At 42.3% G+C, this 20,765-nt stretch carries 18 protein-coding genes; 9 read left to right on the top strand and 9 right to left on the bottom strand.

Features of this window, described 5'->3' with window-relative positions:
* The first annotated feature begins 4 nt into the window (after window positions 1-4).
* The 4 genes from rpsR (at window position 5) to alr (ending at window position 3,464) form a co-directional block, all read left to right on the top strand.
* Entirely contained in the window at window positions 5-232 is a 228-nt protein-coding gene (gene rpsR / locus NI467_RS02090; RefSeq protein WP_004278792.1) for a 30S ribosomal protein S18, read from the top strand.
* Window positions 233-241: 9 nt separating this feature from the next.
* Window positions 242-688, top strand: coding sequence for a 50S ribosomal protein L9 (gene rplI, locus NI467_RS02085; protein WP_151204409.1), 447 nt, complete (start codon window positions 242-244; stop codon window positions 686-688).
* A 221-nt stretch (window positions 689-909) separates the two neighbouring features.
* On the top strand, window positions 910-2,352 hold the full coding sequence (dnaB, locus tag NI467_RS02080; protein WP_151204410.1) for a replicative DNA helicase: 1,443 nt from the start codon (window positions 910-912) through the stop codon (window positions 2,350-2,352).
* Between the two features lie 41 nt (window positions 2,353-2,393).
* Window positions 2,394-3,464, top strand: a complete 1,071-nt coding sequence (gene alr / locus NI467_RS02075) for an alanine racemase (RefSeq protein WP_253150649.1) — start codon at window positions 2,394-2,396, stop codon at window positions 3,462-3,464.
* 75 nt (window positions 3,465-3,539) lie between these two features.
* Here alr and NI467_RS02070 read toward each other — a convergent pair whose 3' ends face one another.
* Both NI467_RS02070 and NI467_RS02065 read right to left on the bottom strand, forming a co-directional pair.
* Window positions 3,540-4,274, bottom strand: a complete 735-nt coding sequence (locus NI467_RS02070; protein ID WP_151204412.1) for a proteasome-type protease — start codon at window positions 4,272-4,274, stop codon at window positions 3,540-3,542.
* A gap of 329 nt (window positions 4,275-4,603) precedes the next feature.
* Window positions 4,604-5,206, bottom strand: a complete 603-nt coding sequence (locus NI467_RS02065) for an alpha-E domain-containing protein (protein ID WP_151208106.1) — start codon at window positions 5,204-5,206, stop codon at window positions 4,604-4,606.
* A gap of 1,219 nt (window positions 5,207-6,425) precedes the next feature.
* On the opposite strand from NI467_RS02065, the gene NI467_RS02060 reads away from it, so the two are divergent.
* On the top strand, window positions 6,426-7,436 hold the full coding sequence (locus NI467_RS02060) for a YafY family protein (RefSeq protein WP_151204414.1): 1,011 nt from the start codon (window positions 6,426-6,428) through the stop codon (window positions 7,434-7,436).
* Window positions 7,437-8,104: 668 nt separating this feature from the next.
* Window positions 8,105-9,775, top strand: a complete 1,671-nt coding sequence (locus NI467_RS02055) for an FMN-binding glutamate synthase family protein (RefSeq protein WP_253150648.1) — start codon at window positions 8,105-8,107, stop codon at window positions 9,773-9,775.
* Between the two features lie 72 nt (window positions 9,776-9,847).
* Here NI467_RS02055 and NI467_RS02050 read toward each other — a convergent pair whose 3' ends face one another.
* From NI467_RS02050 to NI467_RS02035, 4 genes are read right to left on the bottom strand one after another with little or no spacing between them, the layout of a single operon-like run.
* Window positions 9,848-10,894, bottom strand: coding sequence for an alpha/beta hydrolase (locus NI467_RS02050; protein ID WP_151204416.1), 1,047 nt, complete (start codon window positions 10,892-10,894; stop codon window positions 9,848-9,850).
* Window positions 10,894-12,033, bottom strand: a complete 1,140-nt coding sequence (locus tag NI467_RS02045; protein ID WP_151208104.1) for a YdcF family protein — start codon at window positions 12,031-12,033, stop codon at window positions 10,894-10,896. Before NI467_RS02045 ends, NI467_RS02050 begins: the two co-directional genes overlap by 1 nt.
* Before the next feature lie 8 nt (window positions 12,034-12,041).
* Entirely contained in the window at window positions 12,042-13,076 is a 1,035-nt protein-coding gene (gene murB, locus NI467_RS02040; protein ID WP_253150647.1) for a UDP-N-acetylmuramate dehydrogenase, read from the bottom strand.
* A 3-nt stretch (window positions 13,077-13,079) separates the two neighbouring features.
* Window positions 13,080-13,589 (bottom strand): low molecular weight protein-tyrosine-phosphatase, encoded by a 510-nt coding sequence (locus tag NI467_RS02035; RefSeq protein ID WP_253150646.1) that lies wholly within the window; start codon window positions 13,587-13,589, stop codon window positions 13,080-13,082.
* 117 nt (window positions 13,590-13,706) lie between these two features.
* Between NI467_RS02035 and NI467_RS02030 the strand changes: the two genes are divergently transcribed.
* The gene (locus NI467_RS02030) at window positions 13,707-14,864 is read left to right on the top strand and encodes an iron-containing alcohol dehydrogenase (RefSeq protein WP_253150645.1); all 1,158 of its coding nucleotides are present in this window, start codon (window positions 13,707-13,709) and stop codon (window positions 14,862-14,864) included.
* 199 nt (window positions 14,865-15,063) lie between these two features.
* Window positions 15,064-15,498, top strand: a complete 435-nt coding sequence (locus NI467_RS02025) for a thioesterase family protein (protein ID WP_253150643.1) — start codon at window positions 15,064-15,066, stop codon at window positions 15,496-15,498.
* A gap of 8 nt (window positions 15,499-15,506) precedes the next feature.
* Here the strand turns inward: NI467_RS02025 and dnaX are convergent, their stop codons facing one another.
* On the bottom strand, window positions 15,507-17,603 hold the full coding sequence (gene dnaX, locus NI467_RS02020; protein WP_253150642.1) for a DNA polymerase III subunit gamma/tau: 2,097 nt from the start codon (window positions 17,601-17,603) through the stop codon (window positions 15,507-15,509).
* Between the two features lie 409 nt (window positions 17,604-18,012).
* Between dnaX and NI467_RS02015 the strand changes: the two genes are divergently transcribed.
* The gene (locus NI467_RS02015; RefSeq protein WP_253150641.1) at window positions 18,013-19,689 is read left to right on the top strand and encodes an ABC transporter ATP-binding protein; all 1,677 of its coding nucleotides are present in this window, start codon (window positions 18,013-18,015) and stop codon (window positions 19,687-19,689) included.
* Between the two features lie 96 nt (window positions 19,690-19,785).
* Here the strand turns inward: NI467_RS02015 and NI467_RS02010 are convergent, their stop codons facing one another.
* Window positions 19,786-20,127, bottom strand: a complete 342-nt coding sequence (locus tag NI467_RS02010; RefSeq protein WP_151204584.1) for a hypothetical protein — start codon at window positions 20,125-20,127, stop codon at window positions 19,786-19,788.
* A gap of 170 nt (window positions 20,128-20,297) precedes the next feature.
* Window positions 20,298-20,717, bottom strand: coding sequence for a heme-binding protein (locus NI467_RS02005; RefSeq protein WP_151204582.1), 420 nt, complete (start codon window positions 20,715-20,717; stop codon window positions 20,298-20,300).
* Window positions 20,718-20,765 lie beyond the last annotated feature (48 nt).

Raw genomic sequence — 20,765 nt, 5'->3', positions numbered from 1 at the left:
TAACATGGCACGTTTCTACCGTCGTCGCAAGTTCTGCCGCTTTACAGCTGAGAACGTTACATATATCGACTACAAAGATATCGACACTTTAAAACAGTACATCACTGAAAATGGCAAGATTGTTCCTAGCCGTATTACAGGTACTAAAGCTCGTTATCAACGTCAATTAGCGCTTGCTATCAAACAAGCTCGCTACTTGTCTTTGATCCCTTACACTGACAATCATAAGTGAGGTTGAGCTGTGGATATTATCTTATTACAACGCATTAAAAACCTTGGTAAATTAGGCGATAAAGTTTCAGTTAAAGCTGGTTACGGCCGTAACTTCCTTATCCCTCAAGGTAAAGCAGTTGCTGCTACTGAAGCAAACACTGCTGCTTTTGAAGCTCGTCGTGCTGAACTTGAGAAGCAAGAAGCTGATATTTTAGCTGCTGCTCAAGCACGTGCTGACCAATTGAACGAAGTAAACATCGTTATTACTGCTAAGTCAGGTGACGAAGGTAAACTATTCGGTTCAATCGGTACTCGTGACATCGCTGACGCGTTGACAAATGCTGGTCTTGAAGTTGACCGTGCTGAAGTTCGTCTTCCAAATGGCGCACTTCGCAACACTGGTGAATTCAACATCGCAATTCAATTGCACCATGATGTTGTTGCAGAAGTTCTCGTTACAATCGTAGCTGAGTAATTTCTCACCATAAAAAGGGCATGCGTGAGCATGCTCTTTTTTTATCTCTAAAAAATATCAGTCCTCCCACTCGACTGTTTAAAATTCATTTTATTATTCGTGTTGATAAAAAATTAGGCTTCGCATTTGATGCCAGAGCGCGTATCATTTCATATCGTAGTGAATGAAAGCTATTCATCTCCGATAATATTTGACCATTGTTTTTAAAATCAGGGATTTATATGTCACAGGCGAATGCCAGCATCAAGGCAACTAGCGCTAAACCAGAAATTGTTACTGAAAATAGCAGTCTCAAGGAGTTTCGCACTCCACCTCACAATTTAGCGATTGAACAAGCTGTACTTGCTGCCCTGATGACTGTGGCTGAATCTTTTGAACAGGTTGGCGACGTACTGACCGAAAATGATTTCTATGCAACACGCCACAAATATATTTTCCGTGCAATTGAACAGCTGTCCAAAGAAAACTCACCTTATGATGCAGTGCTGGTACATGACTGGCTGATCAAGCAAAACTTACTGGAAGCGGTTGGCGGTGAAGAATATCTGATGCAATTGATGGCAGATTCTCCTTCGAGTTTCTATAACCTGGAAACTTATGCAGGTAAAATTAAGGAATTCTCTACCCTTCGTAGCATGATCAAGGTCAGTTCTGAAATTTTGCAGAACGCCTATGACACCAAAGGTCGTCCAGTCAGTGAAATTCTGGATCTGGCCGAAACCAATATTTTCTCGATTGCCGAACAGCATAATAATAATGCCAAGGCACAAGGCCCAAAAGCCATTAACACCGTCGTTGCCGATGTCTTTGACAAGCTGAACGAACTGTCACAAATGGAAGGCAGTATTACTGGTCTGACTACAGGCTTTGTAGAACTGGATAATAAAACTTCCGGGATGCAGGCCGGTGATTTAATTATTGTTGCAGCGCGTCCATCTATGGGTAAAACCACTTTTGCCATGAATCTGGTCGAAAGCGTCCTGTTTAATAATAATTTGCCAGCTCTGGTGTATTCAATGGAGATGCCCGCTGACTCCATTGCCATGCGTATGATTTCTTCTTTTGGCCGTGTGCATCAGGGGCATTTACGGGCCGGTAAAATGGACAGTGATGAATGGTCTAAAGTGACCAGTACGATTGTACATTTACAGGAAAAGCATCTCTATATTGATGATTCATCTGCACTGCCACCAACAGAAGTTCGTGCGCGTGCGCGCCGTATTGCCAAAATGCATGGCGGTAAACTGGGCTGCATCATGGTCGACTATTTGCAGCTGATGAAAGTTCCCGGTATGGGAGATAACCGTGTCGGTGAGATTTCGGAAATTTCTCGCAGCCTGAAGGCACTGGCCAAAGAAATGCAGTGTCCGGTCATTGCCTTGTCCCAGCTCAACCGTTCTCTGGAAAACCGGCCAAATAAACGTCCGGTGATGTCGGATCTGCGTGAATCTGGTGCGATCGAGCAGGATGCCGACTTGATTATGTTTATTTACCGTGATGAGGTTTATAACAAGGAATCCAAAGAAGCCGGGACTGCCGAAATTATTATTGGTAAACAGCGTAATGGTCCAATTGGCACCGTTCGTCTGGCCTTTGAAGGTCAATATACCCGTTTTAGTAATCTGTCTCCTGAGTTCTATGCTCAGTATGAGGATGATGAGTAATCATTCTCACATTTCCACCGTCCCTTAAGGAGTAATTTAGGGTGCGTCAAGCTACAGTTTATATTGACAGTTCTGCCCTGCAATATAATTTAAACCGTGTCAAACAACTTGCCCCAAGCGCTAAAATCGTCAGCATGGTCAAAGCCAATGCTTATGGACATGGAGTTAAAGACTGCTTAGCAGCCTTAAAAGAGAGTGATGCCTTCGGGGTCGCCTGCCTGCAAGAAGCTCTGGAAATCCGCCAACTCGGATATCAGCAGCCCATCACCCTGATTGAAGGAGTTTTTTCAGTTGATGAAATGCCAGTGGTCATTGAACAAAATATTGAAATTGTTGTGCATCACCAGCAACAGCTAGACTGGCTACTGGCCTATAAAGAGGCCTATAACGCTAAAAAACTGAAAGTCTGGGTTAAACTGAATAGTGGCATGAACCGTCTTGGTTTTAAGCTTGAGCACATTAAAGATGTTATTCATCGGCTCAAAGCCGAAGGCTTTAATTGCATCCTGGCGATGCATTTTGCCAATGCCGATGCTGATCATCCTTTAAATGACGAACAGATTCGCCAGTTCCTTGAAGTCAAAAATGACTGTGCGCCGCTCATGGGTTCCTGCTGTAATTCAGCAGCAATTTATAAGTATCCCGAATTGCATTTTGATTTTGTTCGTCCCGGGATTATGCTTTACGGCGCCTCCCCCTTTGCAGATAAAACAATTCATAACCTGGACTTAAAACCTGTCATGACATTTACCGCAGAAATTATCGCGCTGAATTCAATTAAAGCGGGAGAGTCTGTGGGGTATGGTTCAACCCTTACCGCTGATCAAGATATGGATTTAGCCATTGTTTCAATTGGCTATGGGGATGGCTATCCACGTGCTTTCCCTCAACAAAACTATGTTGCGATTAATGGCCAGACTACCCGTGTGATTGGTCGCGTAGCCATGGACATGATTGCAATTGAGGTCACGAGCTTAAATGTAGATTTAGGCACCGAGGTTGAGCTTTGGGGGCAAACCCGTTTGGTGGATGATGTGGCTGAAGCCAATGGCACCATTGGTTATGAGCTGCTTTGCCGTCTGACCAACCGCCCACGACGTAAAGTGCTGTAAACATAAATTTTATCAGCAATACAAAGCCCGACCTTGAGTGGGGCTTTGTATTGTCCGAGATCATTCTATTACTTATTAAAGAAAATACTCACTTGAAGGCGTCGGTAATTCTGCCAGACCCTTTTTTAAAGTTTCCGACCATTGACGGCTAATATCAGTAAAATACTTATCATCTTCTGCAATCCGCTTACCCTTCGGCATCATCAGGCTATTTTTTTTATACACCAGCACATCCAGTGGCATCCCCACAGATACATTAGAACGTAAAGTTGAGGCAAAGGAGATGAGAGAACAACGCAGCGCCTCATCTAATGGCATATCATAGGTCAAGGCGCGGTCCAGAATCGGTTTGCCGTATTTACTTTCTCCAATCTGGAAATATGGCGTATCCGTTGTCGAGCAAATAAAATTACCTTGCGGATAAATATGGTAAAGCTGCATTTCCTGATCTTTAATCTGTCCGCCCACCAGCAAATTACAATAATAGGTACTTTGCTCCTGCACATCCTCAGTAACATTGGCGATGACTTTTTTCAGTATACTGCCAATCAGCTCTGCCACATCAAACATGGTATGCAAACTGAGTATATTCGGCTCCTGTTTCAGCTCCAGATGGTTTTTAATGTGACCAATCACCGCCTGGCTTGTCGCCAGGTTTCCTGAGGCTTGCACCACAATCAGACGCTCTCCATCCACCCCGAAAGTATATAGTTTACGAAATACTGAAATATGATCCACACCCGCATTGGTTCGGGTGTCACTAATAAAAACCATTCCCTGTTCTAAACGTAGCGCACAACAATAGGTCATTATTTGACTCCTGTTAACAGCCTAATATCTGGAAGATAGAATACATAGATTCCTCTCCTCCTTTTCCCTTACCCTGCGTGCGGGTTACATCCCGATCATCCCAACCAGCGGCAATATACACCTCGGTACTTGCCCTACACAGCTGATGACTAATATCAAGACAATACTACTTTTTCTTAATTTATACTTCTGCCCAAGCATGACTTACTAAATGACGGGCCTCAAAAATATCGCATAGCACACCTATTTCGACTTAAACAAGATACATGCAGAAATGGTAGCTTCAAAACCAATAGCATATCGCCTGTAATAAGTCGGTTCACCTTCAATTAGAGATCAGCCTCGAATAACTGATGAATATGATCACTGAACTGATAAAACTGGATGGAACTCGGTGTACGGCGTAATTGCTGCCAGTATTCCTCCAAATCTTCCCATCCCATCTCCACCAAAGTTTCAACAAGATAATCAATTTTAGTTAAGGTCTTTTGAGTGTCTATGGCTAAACGTAGCTGTTGATCCAGTTGATCTAAAGACTGGCCCAAGCTGAAAAATAAAAAGATGTCTGGGGATTCTGCCTCCAAGACATCTTCGCAATCATGAACAACATCACAGATATAAGCAGCATTTTCATGAGTAGTTTTAATCAGCCTGCTCAGTTCTGAATAGGCGCTGGCTGATAAAACTCCCCGTAACTTCTGAATCTTCTCCTGAGCTTGCTTAAAATAGTACCTGAAAGAAGCGGGTTGCTTCGCATCCAGGATTAACTCATTTAACGAACTGGCATCAAAAGCCGGTAGGCAAAAGGCATGAGCATAATTAAGTGCCGCCTCATCATCCAGAAATGGAAAATGCGAACATAAAAACTGGGTTCGAGATAAATATCGACCTAACCAAAAAATATGCTGCGCATTGGTATTCAACAAGACCATGACGTTTTCCTTCGTTGGCTGTGAATGCAGATTGTCAACTACTCCCGTATTTTTTTCTTACCCTTAGGATAAACTACCACCAGAGATCGCTTATCGCGTTAAACTGCTCGATACTATTTCAGCGCACTAAACTGAACTTAAAAAATGTAAATCAATAAGGTGCTCTAAAATATTGATATTGAATTATTTGAGTTAGAACCAATTTCAAAGTAGGCTGCACACTATAAAGATACAGGCTAACCAAAATTCTTTTTTCAAATATTTCAATTGACTGCTTAGAAGCCAGTCGCCCGACCAGTATTCAGTGACCCAAACCTTAAGCTGCTCTCACGATCCACTAAGCTCTACAAGACGAAATATATTTCACATATTTTGCCTGAGGACTTTGGTAGCTCAGAACATTTTGACAAGTACTGTCTCATCCAAATAAAATCCGATTATGTTATCGATATAGGGAAAGGTTGATTTATCATTTACTGCCCCCTGCTCTTGATGCATGGGCAATTACAATATGATGCTATAAAAAGATTACTATTAAATTGGGAGTACCTGAGTTCCTCTCTGCTTTAAAGTAAAAAATCAAGATACACCATCGATACATTTATAAATAACATTAACTAGATGATAGTCACCTATGGTTTTTACATAAACCTTCATGCTTCCCACAAAAAGGTTACGCGATGTTACCAAGAGCCTATCTATTACTCTTGCCAGAAAAACAGTTCATAATGTGCGCTGTTATAGTAACCGATATTAAGACCACCACCAAAGACCGGTCAGTATCAGCTCTTTCAATCAGAATCCCTTTTAATAATTTTGATTATTTCCGTGCTAAAAACATGAAACTATTCAAATAATATAGGCTTTAATTTTTGACTTATCTTCAGGTATTTTATCATTTCGACAACTTCGAAAGATGTTCTTAAATTATCTTCGAGCATGACTCATTCGGCCGTGGAATCACAGATCACATTAATCCTGCGAATCTGGCTATATTTCATGGATAACTTTTTAAAGGCAACTGCTGGTATAAAAGTTGCGAAGGGCGGAGCTTAATTACTTTGATAATTACAGGGTCTGAATTAATTTCGTCTCTAACCTGAGTTTTTGTATTATAGAACCTTTGTTGCGCAGAATGACTTGCGAAAAAAATGCGGATTTCATATTGTGTTACTCTCTTGATCTACACTTGTCCTATTGATAGCCAGTAAAATATATTATGTCAGCACAAGAAAAAGAAACCTCGAATAGCCTTTATCGCCAATGGCAAATCTTGTCGCGTCTTTCTACCGGTAAATGGATGGGAACACGTGAATTACAGGAAATCCTGAACCGTGAAGGCATTGAAATCAGCTTGCGGACCATTCAGCGTGACCTAAACCAGATTGCCCAGCGCTTTCCGATTGAAAGCAGTAAAACAACACCACAAGGCTGGCGCTGGCGTTCAGATGCTCCTATTCAAAGCTTGCCTCATATGACCAGCTCGCAGGCTGTAACCTTTATGATGGTAGAAGAACACCTGAAGCATCTGCTACCGCCTAGCCTGATTGATGAAATGAATCCCTGGTTTGATCTGGCACGACGTAGTCTTTCTTCGCAAAATAATGTCCGGCAATGGATCAACCGGGTCCGGATTGTACCGGCCACCCAACCGCTGATTCCGCCTTTTGTCGATAAGGTCGCCCAGCAAGCCATTTATGAAGCTTTATTACAGGACAAGCAACTGGAATGTGTCTATCAGGGCCGTGGTCTTCAAAGTGAGGAAAAAACCTATATTCTGAATCCGCTGGCTTTGGTACAAAAAGGTTCCATTATTTATCTGGTCTGTACCCGTCATGATAAGTCCGATATTCAAACCTTTGCCCTGCACCGCTTTAAATCCGCAATTGTGCTAAATTCCCGTGCTTTGCATCCTGTAAATTTTGATATTGATGATTATATTGAATCAGGGGCACTGGGCTTTCGCGTCGATTTCAACCATCCAACTGAAAATGTCACCCTGAAACTGACCATGGATGAGGTAGATGCCCACTATTTTGAAGAAAGCCAGCTCAGCAAAGACCAAAAAATTGAGAAGCTGGAAAATGGCATGTTCCTGATCAGTGCGACTGTCCCCTTTACTTCGCAACTGACCTGGTGGTTACGCAGCTTTGGAAAAAAAATCAAACAGATAGAGCCTACCACTGTAGCGAATGCAGTCTATCAGCTTGATAGTCAGGATTCTCAATAGAATATCCACTCAACTTTAAAAATCCCATAGTATAAAAAGTCCCCCTATTGGGGACTATATTTTTTGATTATCTAGATTTGATCAATCGGCCAGCAAATCCATTTATTGTCTTTGTCTGCTTTATCAATAACCCAAGGGAAGAGAAGAAGCTGCCATTAAAGGCTCCAGTATGACGATCATACTCAATTATGCATTCACCTTGCTGCGTTTATGCCTGTATACAACTTTGGCCGCAGACTCAAAACAACCCAAGAAGCTGAGTTCCTAGGAGTTCCTCTGCAAACCGCGGACAGATGAACCTGAAGTTTTGAATTTGTTCCACTGCAGGAAATGCCGGGACTAAACACCTAGCATGACTTATAGACAGGTCAGTTCTGCATCATTCAAATGAAGGGATTTTTGAGGTGTCATTTCTATCTTTAGTATTGCCATGTATTGCGTATAACCATAGTTCAGTCTTTGAAGTAATATCAAAAATACATGAATTTTATAAATTTTTTCCCTTAAAATAATTTTTGCAAAATTTATCACTATTATCTATCCAGCTTTTCCTCGATTCAGGGCTATTACAATAAGCCTATAAAATTAAACAACAATTCTTTGCTTGTATCTCAGCCCTTGGTTTGTACATGATAAAGCCTATGTAGCTTCAGGGAAATAAAATCACAATGGCTAACCCCGCTCAATTAATACGTCACAAACTACTGAATACTTTTTTTTCACGCCACTCGATCTGGTTTGCGTGCATTATTATTGCCGTGATTTTTACCACGTTTCATATCGGTTATGAGCCGCATTATATTAATTATTTTATGCCACAAACCCTCGTGAATACCTTATGGATTGTGACTATTCTACTGAGCTTACTTGGGCTATATGATGTCCTGCAAACCAAACATTCCATTCTTAAAAACTACCCAATCATGGGGCATTTCCGCTTTATTTTCGAGGAATTCCGCCCCGAAATTCGTCAGTATTTTATTGAAGCAGACCGTGATGCGTTGCCTTTTTCACGTATGCAGCGCAGTCTAGTCTATCAGCGAGCTAAAAATGAAAATGCTGACAAGCCTTTTGGCTCAATCCTGAATGTTTATGAAGATAATTACAGGTTTGTGACCCATTCTATGACCCCATGCCAGATTGCAGATCCACAAACCTTCCGTATCCTGATTGGGAATGAACAATGTAGTCAGCCCTACTCTGCTTCTATTTTTAATATCTCGGCCATGAGTTTCGGCAGCCTGAGTGCCAATGCTGTTCGCGCTCTTAACCTGGGTGCTAAAAAAGGTGACTTTTATCATGATACTGGTGAGGGCAGCATTAGTCCCTATCATCTGGAACATGGTGGTGATCTGGTCTGGGAACTCGGTAGCGGCTATTTTGGCTGCCGTACGCTAAGTGGTCAGTTTGATCCTGAACGCTTTGCAGCCCAAGCTCAACTGCCTCAGGTAAAAATGATTGAAATCAAGCTCTCACAAGGTGCCAAGCCGGGCCATGGCGGTATTCTGCCAAAAAGCAAGATTTCCGAAGAAATTGCCCAAATTCGTGGCATCAGTCGTGAGCATGACTGTATTTCCCCTTCCAACCACCCGGCCTTTTCCACCCCTATTGAAATGATGCATTTCATTCAGCAATTACGTGAACTTTCTAAAGGCAAGCCTGTCGGCCTCAAGCTTTGTCTGGGACAACCCTGGCAGTTTATGAGTATGGTCAAAGCCATGCTGCATACCCAGATTTACCCGGATTTTATTGTGGTAGATGGCTCTGAAGGCGGGACGGGCGCGGCCCCCATTGAGCTAGTGGACTACGTAGGCGCCCCTCTACGCGAAGGTTTGCTTTTTGTACACAATACGCTGGTAGGTGCAGGTATCCGGGATAAAATCAAGATTGGTGCCAGTGGTAAAATTATTAGTGCCTTTGACATTGCCAGTACTCTGGCAATGGGTGCTGACTGGGTCAATTCAGCGCGAGGCTTCATGTTCGCCGTAGGCTGTATTCAGGCACAAAGCTGTCATACCAACCAATGTCCAGTCGGCGTAACCACTCAGGATCACAACCGCCAGAAGGCTTTGCATGTCCCAACCAAAGCTGAACGGGCATTTCATTTTCATAAAAACACCCTGCATGCTCTGGCAGAACTGATTGCCTCTGCAGGTTTAGAGCATCCTTCAGCCATTAAGCCGCATCATCTGGCACAGCGGATTAGCAATCATGAAATCAAGAATTTTGCGCAGATTCATTTCTGGTTAAAAGAAGGCGAATTACTGTCTTGTGAAAACAAGGATGAGGAGAATTTTTACTTCCGGATGTGGAATATGGCTGAACTGGAACGCTTTTGATTTTACAGGTCTCAGATTCCTACTCAATTAAAGAGGCGTTATTCAACGCCTCTTTAAGATTTTGGATGCTGCTTAATAATAAGTTTTGCTGCCATGCGCATGCAGGAAAGCCGGAATAAGACCTGTTAAGGCTGCCCGTATATCTGCACGCTCATTAATCAGCTGATGCGAACCTTCTTCCAGCATCAATAAGGTCTGCAAACGGAACTTACGCCGGATGAACTCGATATTATAACGCCAGTCCACTGTCTGATCCTGCGCACCCTGCGCTAGCCAGACCGGAATACGACAAGCTGGACGCTCTTCCATTTCCAGCATCCAGCGCGACATGGCCAGAATCCAGTCCATCCCCATCATACGGGGCTGTAAAGGATCTTTTAAACGGATAAAACGCAGGAATTCCGGATTATGGTTATTTCGTCTAAAATGCCGTGGCACTTCACGCTTAATCCGACTAATAATTCCCAGTCCAAGCGGATTATGCCACCAGGCTGTCTTGGCTGGGCGAATCAGTGGAGAGAGCAGCAGCACACGATCCACAAAAGGATTCTCGCGGCGTTCTGCAAATTCCAATAAGTGATGCATCCAGATCGCGCCACCGGTACTTTGTCCAATACCAACCCAGGGCTTCGGTAATTGCGTTGCATGTTTGACATAATGATACACGGCATGCAAGACCTGCTGATAATGGTCAAAATTCTGAATGCTGGCCGGTGAACCATCGCTCAGCCCATGCCCCGGCAAATCATAGGTCAGTACGCTAAACCCCTGTTCCAGCAGTTCCCGTACAATCGGCTGATAGATTCCGCTATGTTCCAAATAGCCATGTAATAAAAAAGCCGTGCCCTGTATCTTGTCAAAACGGGTATTTTCCAGATGAGGCTCAAAGACCTGAACATGCAGCCTGAACAGGGGCATTTCGATATAGCCCTGCCAGTGTTTACAATCCAGTGAATCAAAGCCATATAGCTTACGATAGGATTGCAAATCAGGTGATACCTGCTCGTCTAGCCGGTTTAAATTCAGCGATTCTAATAATTGCGGCGTAATGTCCCGGCTCGGTACAGGCAGGTCAAGCTGTTTCAGGATTGCAGGATTTAAAAATGGAATATCAGACATTATGGTACCTCCCGACAGTCACTGGATCCGAACCACACATCGCGTATGGTGGCCAATAGTTCATAATTGGCCCGGCGACTATGATCATAGTTTTGTGTACTTGGACGCCATCTGGTTAATGACGTCGGCATTGGTGCTTCTACCGGAATGGTCTGAATTCCGTTTAATGCAAATAAACGGCGGGTACGCGGCATATGATAACGGTCTGTAATCAGTATCACTGTCGGTGCCCCACCTTTTTTTTGTAATAATAACGAGCTAAAGCGACTGTTCTCACAAGTATTCATGCTGCGATCTTCAAGCAGTTTGGCATCGACATCATATTGTTGTAGCCAGCGTTGCATATAAGGTGCTTCAACGCCACTTAATACAATCGGCAACTGAAAGCGTTTTTCAACTTCTAGCGTTGTTTCCAAACGCAGTCGAGTATAATTATTAACCACTATATCTTTGCCATTTTCGTCCAGCGTCAGACCACCACCCACCACTACAATTGCATAAGGTTTGGCATTATTAAGTGGCTTTTGTTGCTGATCTTGTAACAATGCCAATTCCTGCTGGATGGCTTTCTCGTCCACCAGTTCTGCTGCGCTGGCTTCTTCCTGCTCCAAAGAATGAGTAGTCAAAAACTCGATATACTGCTCTATACGCTCTTTATTTTCATTGCTGTCCCATTCCAGTAACTGGCGGACATTTTCGGTGGGGTCACTGATTTCCACAGCGACGGCCTGAGTGGGCAATAACGGCACTTGCGGCGGAGGAGTTTGCTCAGCTTTTTCTTCCTGCTGTTGACGTTGGTAGTCTTCGATTAGCTGTTGCAACGCTTTATAACGGGCCTGAATCAGCACCAGGTTAGCTGAGTTATTTTGCTGAATATCCTGCTCGATTACCTGTAAATAAGCCTGACGGGCAATCCATAAATCTGAGCCTGGCTCCAGTGTGTCATGCTCACTCAAAGCAGCCATTTTTTGGCTTTGTGCCGCAACTTCATTCACTTCCAGAGAGACAAACTGATTGAGTCCCTTAACCACCAGATGCGAATAAAAAGGCGAATAGAATAACACCAGCAAACAGCCGAGCAGCACAAATAATCCCGTGATTAGCTGTACCAGACGGACCATCCAAAAGGTGTTTTTCATTTAATTATTCATCCTTGATGAGAACGGATTAAGCCATTTATATCAAATAATACCGGCTCCGGTTCTAGCATGATCCTAAATTGTGCCCAGACTGCCTGTTGTACCGCATGATATGTATGTTGCACATCTTTCAGCGATGCCTGACCATAATTCACCAGTACCAGTGCCTGTTTATGAAACATCCCTACCGGCCCCAGCTGTTTACCTTTCCAGCCCGCCTGATCAATCAGCCAGCCTGCCGCTATTTTAACCCGATCATTAGGCTGCGGATAATGGGGTAAATGCGGGAAATTTGCTGCAATTTGGTCAAAATCTGCCTGATCCACCACCGGATTTTTAAAGAAACTCCCCACATTAGGATAGTCTTTAGGATCAGGCAGTTTGCTTTGGCGGATAGCAATCACCTGCTGTTGCAGATTTTCTGCAGTGAGATGATCACCTACCGCAACCTTCAGATCTCCATAATTCAGTTTCAGATCTTCATGTTTGAGTAATTTAAACGTAACGTGCGTAATGACATAACGAGTCGGGTCATCTTTGAAAATACTATGCCGATAGGCAAACTGGCAATCTGCCGCAGCAATCGACCTAAACTGCTTGGACTGGCGATCATATACCTGTACCGAGTCGATAAACTCGCCGACCTCAACCCCATAAGCGCCAATATTCTGTACCGGAGAGGCGCCGACACGTCCGGGAATCAGCGCCAGATTCTGTAATCCATACAGCTGCTGTGCAGTGGTCCAGAGCACAAAATCATGCCAGACTTCACCTGCGCCAACTTGTAGAAATTGATGGTGCTCATCTGCATGCAGCAGTTCAATTCCGCGGATATTCATATGCAATACCAGCGCATTGATGCGTTCAGGCAACAGCATATTACTGCCGCCTGACAGAATTAAACTATTCAGCTGCTGCTGTGCTGCAAAATCCAGTGCAACAGTCAGATCATCCGTCGACTGAATTTCCGTATAATAAGAAGCCACCGCGTCAAGATTCAGGGTATTAAAGGGTTTAAGCTGAACTTCAGTTTGAATCTGCATAACTTAAACCTGGCTGCTTTGATGCTGTTGAAAAATCTCGACCCAAGCTTTGCTGCTAGATTCACATTGATCCAGCACACGCTCAAAGCCCTCAGCACCTCCATAATAAGGATCGGGTAAGGCCTGCTGTGGATAGTCCTGATCATGCTCACTCATCAAGGCAATACGGGCACGTAAAGCACCGAATTGGGCTTCCGCCTTGGCTTGCAAGTCTTGAATATTAGACAGGTTTTCCAGATCCATAGCCAGAATCAGGTCATGCTCAAGAAAGTCCTGAATAGTCAGCTGACGTGCCCGTAAGCTAGATAAGTCATAGCCACGCTTTAAAGCATGTTGCTGACTGCGCAAATCGGGTGCCTTGCCCGGATGATAATTACTGGTGCCAGCTGAATCGATCATAATGTTGAGTTTCCTTGCATCACAATAATGTCTGAGCACCACTTCTGCCGTGGGAGAGCGACAAATATTTCCCAAACAGACACATAACACCTTATATGGCGTTCTGGATGACATAAACAACCTCAAAGTTAATCAATTTCTGGATTCTTATGTTAAGTTATTTACTGCATGAATCCTATATCACCCCCCTAGAATAATCTCGTATTTAGCATAAAAAGAAAGGATAAGCCCATGGATCGTTTTCAGTTTCAAACCGTACCCAATATTATTGCCGGACTTGGCGCGATTCAGGAATTGTCCCAGATTCTTAAAAAAGGCCGTTATGAACGTCTGTTGCTGGTCACTGATCCCGGCATGTTTCAACATAAACTCCATCTTCCTATTCTAGATATTATTGAAGATGCTGGACTGGACTATGCCATTTATGCTCAGGTTCAGGCTGATCCGGCCGATACTGTAATTCTTGAGGCAGCCGCTTTTGCCAAGCAGGAAAATATTGATGTGGTGCTGGGTTTTGGTGGCGGCAGCTCCATGGATGTCGCCAAACTGATTGCGATCTTGAGTCACCCGACGCAGCATCAAAGCCTGTCCGACCTGTATGGGGTTGATCAGGCCACTGGCCCACGTCTGCCGCTTATTCTGGTGCCTACTACGGCAGGAACCGGCTCTGAAGTCACGCCTATTTCCATTGTAACAACCGGAGAAACCACTAAAAGTGGGATTGTGGCCCCTATTCTCTATGCTGATACGGCAATTTTAGATGCCGGTTTTACCCAGAGCCTGCCGGCACATATCACAGCAGCGACCGGCATTGATGCCATGGTGCATGCAATTGAAGCTTATACCTCAAAGCTCAAGAAAAACTTTTATACAGATATACTGGCCAAGCATGCCCTGACACTTCTGAACCAGAATCTGCCTCTGGTACTCAAAGATGGCAGTAATCTGGAAGCACGACAGAATATGCTGGTCGGTTCAATGCTGGCCGGGCAGGCTTTTGCCAATGCACCTGTCGGTGCGGTACATGCGCTGGCCTACCCTTTAGGTGGACATTTCCATATTTCTCATGGGCATAGTAATGCGTTGGTACTGACTGAAGTTCTGAAATTCAATATACCGGCTGCCAAACAGCGCTATGCTGAGCTTATGACTTGGCTGGAACCACAAAGCAAGGGCTGTCATGATGGGCTGGCGGATCTGTTTATTGACCATTTTAATAATCACTTAACCAACAGCGGGCTAACTTTACAACTCAGACAACTGGATATTCCTGAGCATATGCTCATAGTTATGGCAGAGGATGCCATGAAACAAGGACGTCTGTTGCAGAACAATCCACGTGAGCTGAGCGTAGAGGATGCTTACCAGATTTATCAGGCAATTTATTAGGGCGTGTCCTCATTTCATTTAACGAAGCAAATTACTCTGTATCTTGTTTAATAAATCAGCAATTCCTTCATTAAACATTCAATTTTAAGCATCTAAATAGTCATTTTTTGAACTATTTATCAAATGAGGACAGCCCCTAGTTTTTATCTAAAAAAAATAGACCATATTTTCTGACCTAATCGCTTGAATCTTAAAATTTATGAAATTAACCATTAAACAGCGCGCGCAATATTCTTTTTTTCTGCCTATTCAGACCCGCTGGGCCGATAATGACTTATATGGACATGTCAATAATGTCACCTATTACAGCTATTTTGACACGGCAGCGAATACACTGCTCATTCAAAAAACAGGTTTCGACCCGAAATCTTCTGCTTTTATCGGACTGGTGGTTAGCTCCAACTGTCAGTTTAATCAAGAATTGTCTTATCCCGAGATTATTGAGGTGGCTGTGGCAATTGAAAAAATAGGACAATCTTCCCTATGTTATGATCTGGCAATTTTTAAGCAAGGTTCAGACAGCGCAGCAGCTCAGGGCAGTTTTATTCATGTATTTGTAGACCGTCAGACACGAAAAAGCACCCCGATTTCTAAAGAAATGCGGGATGCTTTAGCAGAATATGCTTCGCCTTGAGATATGTTCTATTTCAGCTGAATATTTTGCAGTTCGCCATCAAACTGCCGAATCAGGTCACGCACTGCCGGCTCGGCATAGAGTAGCTCTTTAGCACGTTTAAAAGCTCGTGCTTTACGTTCATGTTGCATGACATATGGCGTAAGTTGCTCGACATCTTCAAATTTGACCGTAAAGAAAGTCTGTGGCCATTTCTCCTTCAGCGCTTCTTCCAGAATGTGCTGCAACTGGCTAAACAACTGCTGATATTGTTCAGGCAGATGAAATACCGATGCTGCATTAATCTGGCCACTCATAATACCGTATTGTGCCAACTCTTGTACCGCTGGAGAAAGCTGGCTATTTCTAAACCAGTATTCCCATTTCTCCACCGTCCACTCACCTTCCAGCACCTGTTCAGGTGTTTTTAGAATATCCTGAGGCATTAAATCTGCAGAATTATTCTGCTCAGTTTTTGCAAGCTGTGCCCTTGGCTGAGATTCTAATGTAATAGCTGTTTCATTCAGCTGCTGCTCGGCCACCACCTCTTCGCATGCTGCTTCAAGTGCAAGGTTTTGCCCGGTCTTTTCAGGATGAATGGAAGCTGCCTCAGCCGGCAAATATTCCGCCAAAAGAAAATCATCACTACTGGAGGTACTTTCTTCAACAGTCTCTGTCGCAATGTCTTCAAATCCAAACAGCGCATCGCCACTTTCCGGATCAAATAGTATAGAGGCAGATTCAGTGTCGGCCCTAACGACCTCACTGACAGGCTGAACGGTTACATCTGGAGTTTGACTGGATGCAGGAGTACCAGATTCAGTCTCTGCTACTTCATCTTCCAGAAAATCATCCGAAGATGGTTCAGATGATGATGACAGTGTTTCAGCCTTATCTGTATCTTCTAATGAAAATTCATCAAAGTCAGGGGCTGCCTCTACAGCTTCCGTCTGACTGTTTTTTAGGGGCGGTTGCAAACGGGTCGAAGGCGTCTCTTCTGCTGGAGCTGGCGTAGCCTGAGTGACCGGAATTTCATGAGGCTGGAGTGGACGGAAAGCCAGTAAACGCAATACTGTCATTTCAAAGCCCTGCTCCTGAGTGACGGCCAGCTGTAAATCGGCCCGCCCTTTACAGGCAATCTGATAGTAAAGCTGTAGGTCCTGTGGAGAAATCAGCACAGATAGCTGCATGATTTTTTTATTGATTTCAGCACTATATTTCAGGCTTAAATCTGGCAGATACTGGAGTAATGCCAGTTCATGCAAGGTCGAAATCAGCTGATCCAGAACTAGAGATACATCCAGTGCCTGCTGACGGAACTGAAGTAGGAGTTCGCTAACCCGTACTTTTTGATTCTGATGAACTGCCAGAATCAGGTCATAAATAATGGTACGGTCAATCAGACCCAACATGTCTTTGACATCTTGATGCTGAATGGCTCCTTGACCATAGGCAATCGCCTGATCAGTTAAAGACAAAGCATCACGTAAAGACCCTTGGGCAGATTCCGCGATTTGCCAGATTGCATCCTGATCAGCCTGAATGCTTTCTTTGCTTAAAATATTGCCTAAATGTTCGGTAATTTCATCTATCGCCAAAGGACGCAAGGTAAATTGCAGACAGCGGGAAATCACCGTAATCGGGAGCTTCTGGGGATCGGTGGTGGCAAACAGGAATTTAACGTGTTCTGGGGGTTCTTCTAAAGTCTTGAGCAAGGCATTAAAAGAATGCGTAGACAGCATATGCACTTCGTCAATCAGATAAACCTTAAAACGACCTTGGGTTGGCGCATAAGGTACGTTATCCAACAGCTCACGGGTATCTTCCACTTTAGTACGGGATGCGGCATCAATCTCGATCAGATCGATAAAACGTCCTTCATTGACCGCCGTACAGGTCGGGCAAACTTCACACGGTGTTGCAGTCACACCCGTTTCACAGTTCAAGCACTTTGCCAAAATACGGGCAATGGTGGTTTTCCCCACTCCACGCGTTCCTGTAAATAAATAGGCATGATGCAAACGGCCGCGCTCAAGTGCACTGGTTAAGGCACGTGAAACATGGTTTTGACCCACCAACTCATTAAAATTACGAGGACGATATTTTCGCGCAAGTACTTGATACATGTATGCTCCTTGTTACAGGCCTAAGCATACTGTCTTTTTACAAAATAGTGAATGAGTTAATGAATTATGGCTCTTTCCCTAGAGATACTATCAATTTGATTTAATTCTTTCATCTTAAAAGTATTATTTTCATTTTTATGGATTTGAATGACGACAGTATAAGTTTTACGGAGTTTTAATTAATGATCAGGCTTACTTAATTTTTCCCTCTCTTCGATTATTATAGTAGGCAGAATTTAGTAGCTTAATAAACGTCAGCTCTCCTCAACAAAGTTTGCTGATGAAAAACCTATCTGAAATCAAACCAATAGAAGTTCATCCAAGTGCCACCATATTAAATGAGATAGGGAATTTAAGAAATAATTGATAAAGTGAACTAAAATTATTTGAGATAAAGGTGGAGAGAAATTTGCACACTTCCCCTCAGAATGATCTACAGAACGTTAAACATACATTATTTGAAAACAGCAAATTATTTATTAAACAATCAAAGATTTATATCTTTTTATTATGCTGTTCTATTTTGTTGTCAACAATACTTGCAGTTTTGGCTCCTTACACCTTTGCATCAATGATTGACAAAGTTACCTTAAGTAATTCTGTAGAGACTATAGGTTTAGGCTTCTTTTTTTATGCAGTGTTACTTGGGCTGTCTTTAATTTTTAAAGAAGCTGTAATTTACCTATCTGTCATTCTTGCAGAAACCTTGAATTATATTAGCTCTACAAACTTTTTTAAGAAAATCATTCTAAAAGAATCCCACTTTTTTATTGATCATAATCCCGCTGAAATTCAGGCAATGCAAAATCAGGGAGCATTTGCCTTGAATAAAGTGATGCAATTAAGTCTGATTTCCTTTATCCCAAGTGTCTTACAAATTGTTTTTTCATGCTTTATTCTCGGCCTGAAGCTAGATCCTAAGGTGGTGACTATTGTTCTTTTATACGGGTCATTTTTTATTGGATTATCATATTTTTCAAGTAAACGCATAGAAGAATATTTAAAAGTAGCAACCAGTGAAAGACAAAAAAATACCCAGTTGGTGGGCAATGCCATGTCTATGATGGATACCTTAAGATTTTTTAATGCAGCTGCCTGGATAGAGCATCGGTTTCAGGAAGGCTCTAAACAAATATTGAAAAGCCTGACCTCATATTCTTTAAAGCGTACTTACTATGCTGTTATTTTTGGTTTGGCTCTTAGCATTCAGTTTATTATTACTTTTTATATTCTTATTCCTGATGTTCAGGCAGGTCGTATGAGTGTGGGCGATCTGGTTTTATTTAATACTCTATTGCTTCAACTTAATACACCTTTTGAAATGATCGGGAGATGTATACTTGAATTTAATCAATCTTATATAGAATTCAAACCTTTTGCCAGAATGTGGAACGAACCAGAATTAGCAGACAACTCAAAACAATTAACAGCAAACTGTCCAGAGAGTAAACATCTTTCTGGTGTCTTAAAATTTCAGGATGTATCTTTCACTTATTCAAATGGACGTAGAATTCAGAATATTAACTTTACTGCAAAACGTGGAAAAATCACTTTTCTAACAGGTGATAGTGGGGCAGGTAAATCGACTATTTTCAAGTTGATTTTAAAACAAATTGAACCTGATCAAGGAGATATTGTAGTGCACAATATTTCTTTAAACAGTATTGACCGTAATACATGGTTTTCACAAGTAGGTGTAGTTCCACAAGAAGTAATGTTACTGAATGATTCGATTAAAAATAATATTTGTTTAGGGCGGCCTTATGATGACCATAAAATTTATCAGGCAGCTCAAAAAGCACAAATTTTAGATCGTATTATCATGATGCCCGATGGTTTCGATACCAAAGTTGGGGAAAGAGGCATGACTCTTTCTGGCGGAGAAAAACAAAGGATCTCTATAGCGAGAGCACTATATGCTGATCCCGAATTTCTGCTCTTGGATGAGGCCAGTTCAAATTTAGATATAGAAACAGAGCATGAAATTATGTCTCATATGCGTAGCCTAAAAGATAGCGTGACGATCATAGCTATTACTCACAATCCTGAACTTATCCATAAGGAAGATATAGTCATACAACTATAGATTGTGCTAAATAGCAATTTATCTAAAATCAATATACTATGCAGCCCTGATATAAAATCAGAGCAGCACATCTTTTAAACCTCTTTTACGTAATTGCTAGATTTCTAAAAGAAATGATTCACCTTTAGAGCAATCTCCATTAAGCCATTGCCAATTTTCTATGAGTTTAATTTTTCCATTATTCTGGATTTCAATCTCAGTATTACACTGACCTACACGTAATTCATTCTTTTCATTTATGTGATGGTAGCTCATTGTAAATGTGCTTTCAGAAGTCATGAAACCTATTAAATGTCCACTTATAATCCGGCCTCCAGAATATGTAGCTTCTATTTGTTTACCGACTTGGTGATAGTGAAAAATAGTTTCACCGGATACTTCTCCATTCGCTGTATTGTTGGTATTCATGAATTTTTTATTATTCAGCAGTAATTTCATTTTTATCCCAAGATTTCCTAAAATTAATATAGACCTGATAAATTCAAAAAATATATTTATAATCAAGATCTTAAAAGAGATCATAATTTTTTATTTAAACTTAAGATGACACGCATTTTCTTAATCAATATCCCGGCAACTGATTATAAAAATGTCTCATTTACAAATAATCACACCGCTTGCTGGGCCAAAAACTTCTCAATGGCCATTTGTGCTATTTCAGTATCCTGAAATGATTTCGCCCCGGAAACACCCATCGCCCCCACCAGTTGGCCTTGATATAAAATCGGCTCTCCACCTTCTAGCATGCCCGAAAAACTTTCCATAGTCAGAAAACCCATCTGACCACCTTTAATCATATCTTCGAATAGTTTGGATGGACGGCCACTTATGGCTGAGCATTTTGCTTTTTCAATTGCCAGATTTGCAGTCATTGGTGAACTACCATCCATACGCTTCATTAACAGCAAATGACCGGTTTCATCCATAACCGCAATACTAACCTTAAAATTGTTCTGCATGGCATATTGATATGCCTGATCTAATAAAAATTCGGCATCATTTAAAGTTAGATAATGTTTGATGTGCATCCCTCTTTTTCCTTGTTCAAGATCTCTATAAAAAAAGCCCGAACGAAT

Origin of the sequence: Acinetobacter sp. S4397-1, from assembly GCF_024129285.1 — a bacterium.
GTDB lineage: Bacteria > Pseudomonadota > Gammaproteobacteria > Pseudomonadales > Moraxellaceae > Acinetobacter > Acinetobacter lwoffii_C.
Note: the sequence above shows the minus strand (reverse complement) of the source record. Positions and strands in the feature narration are given on the sequence as shown.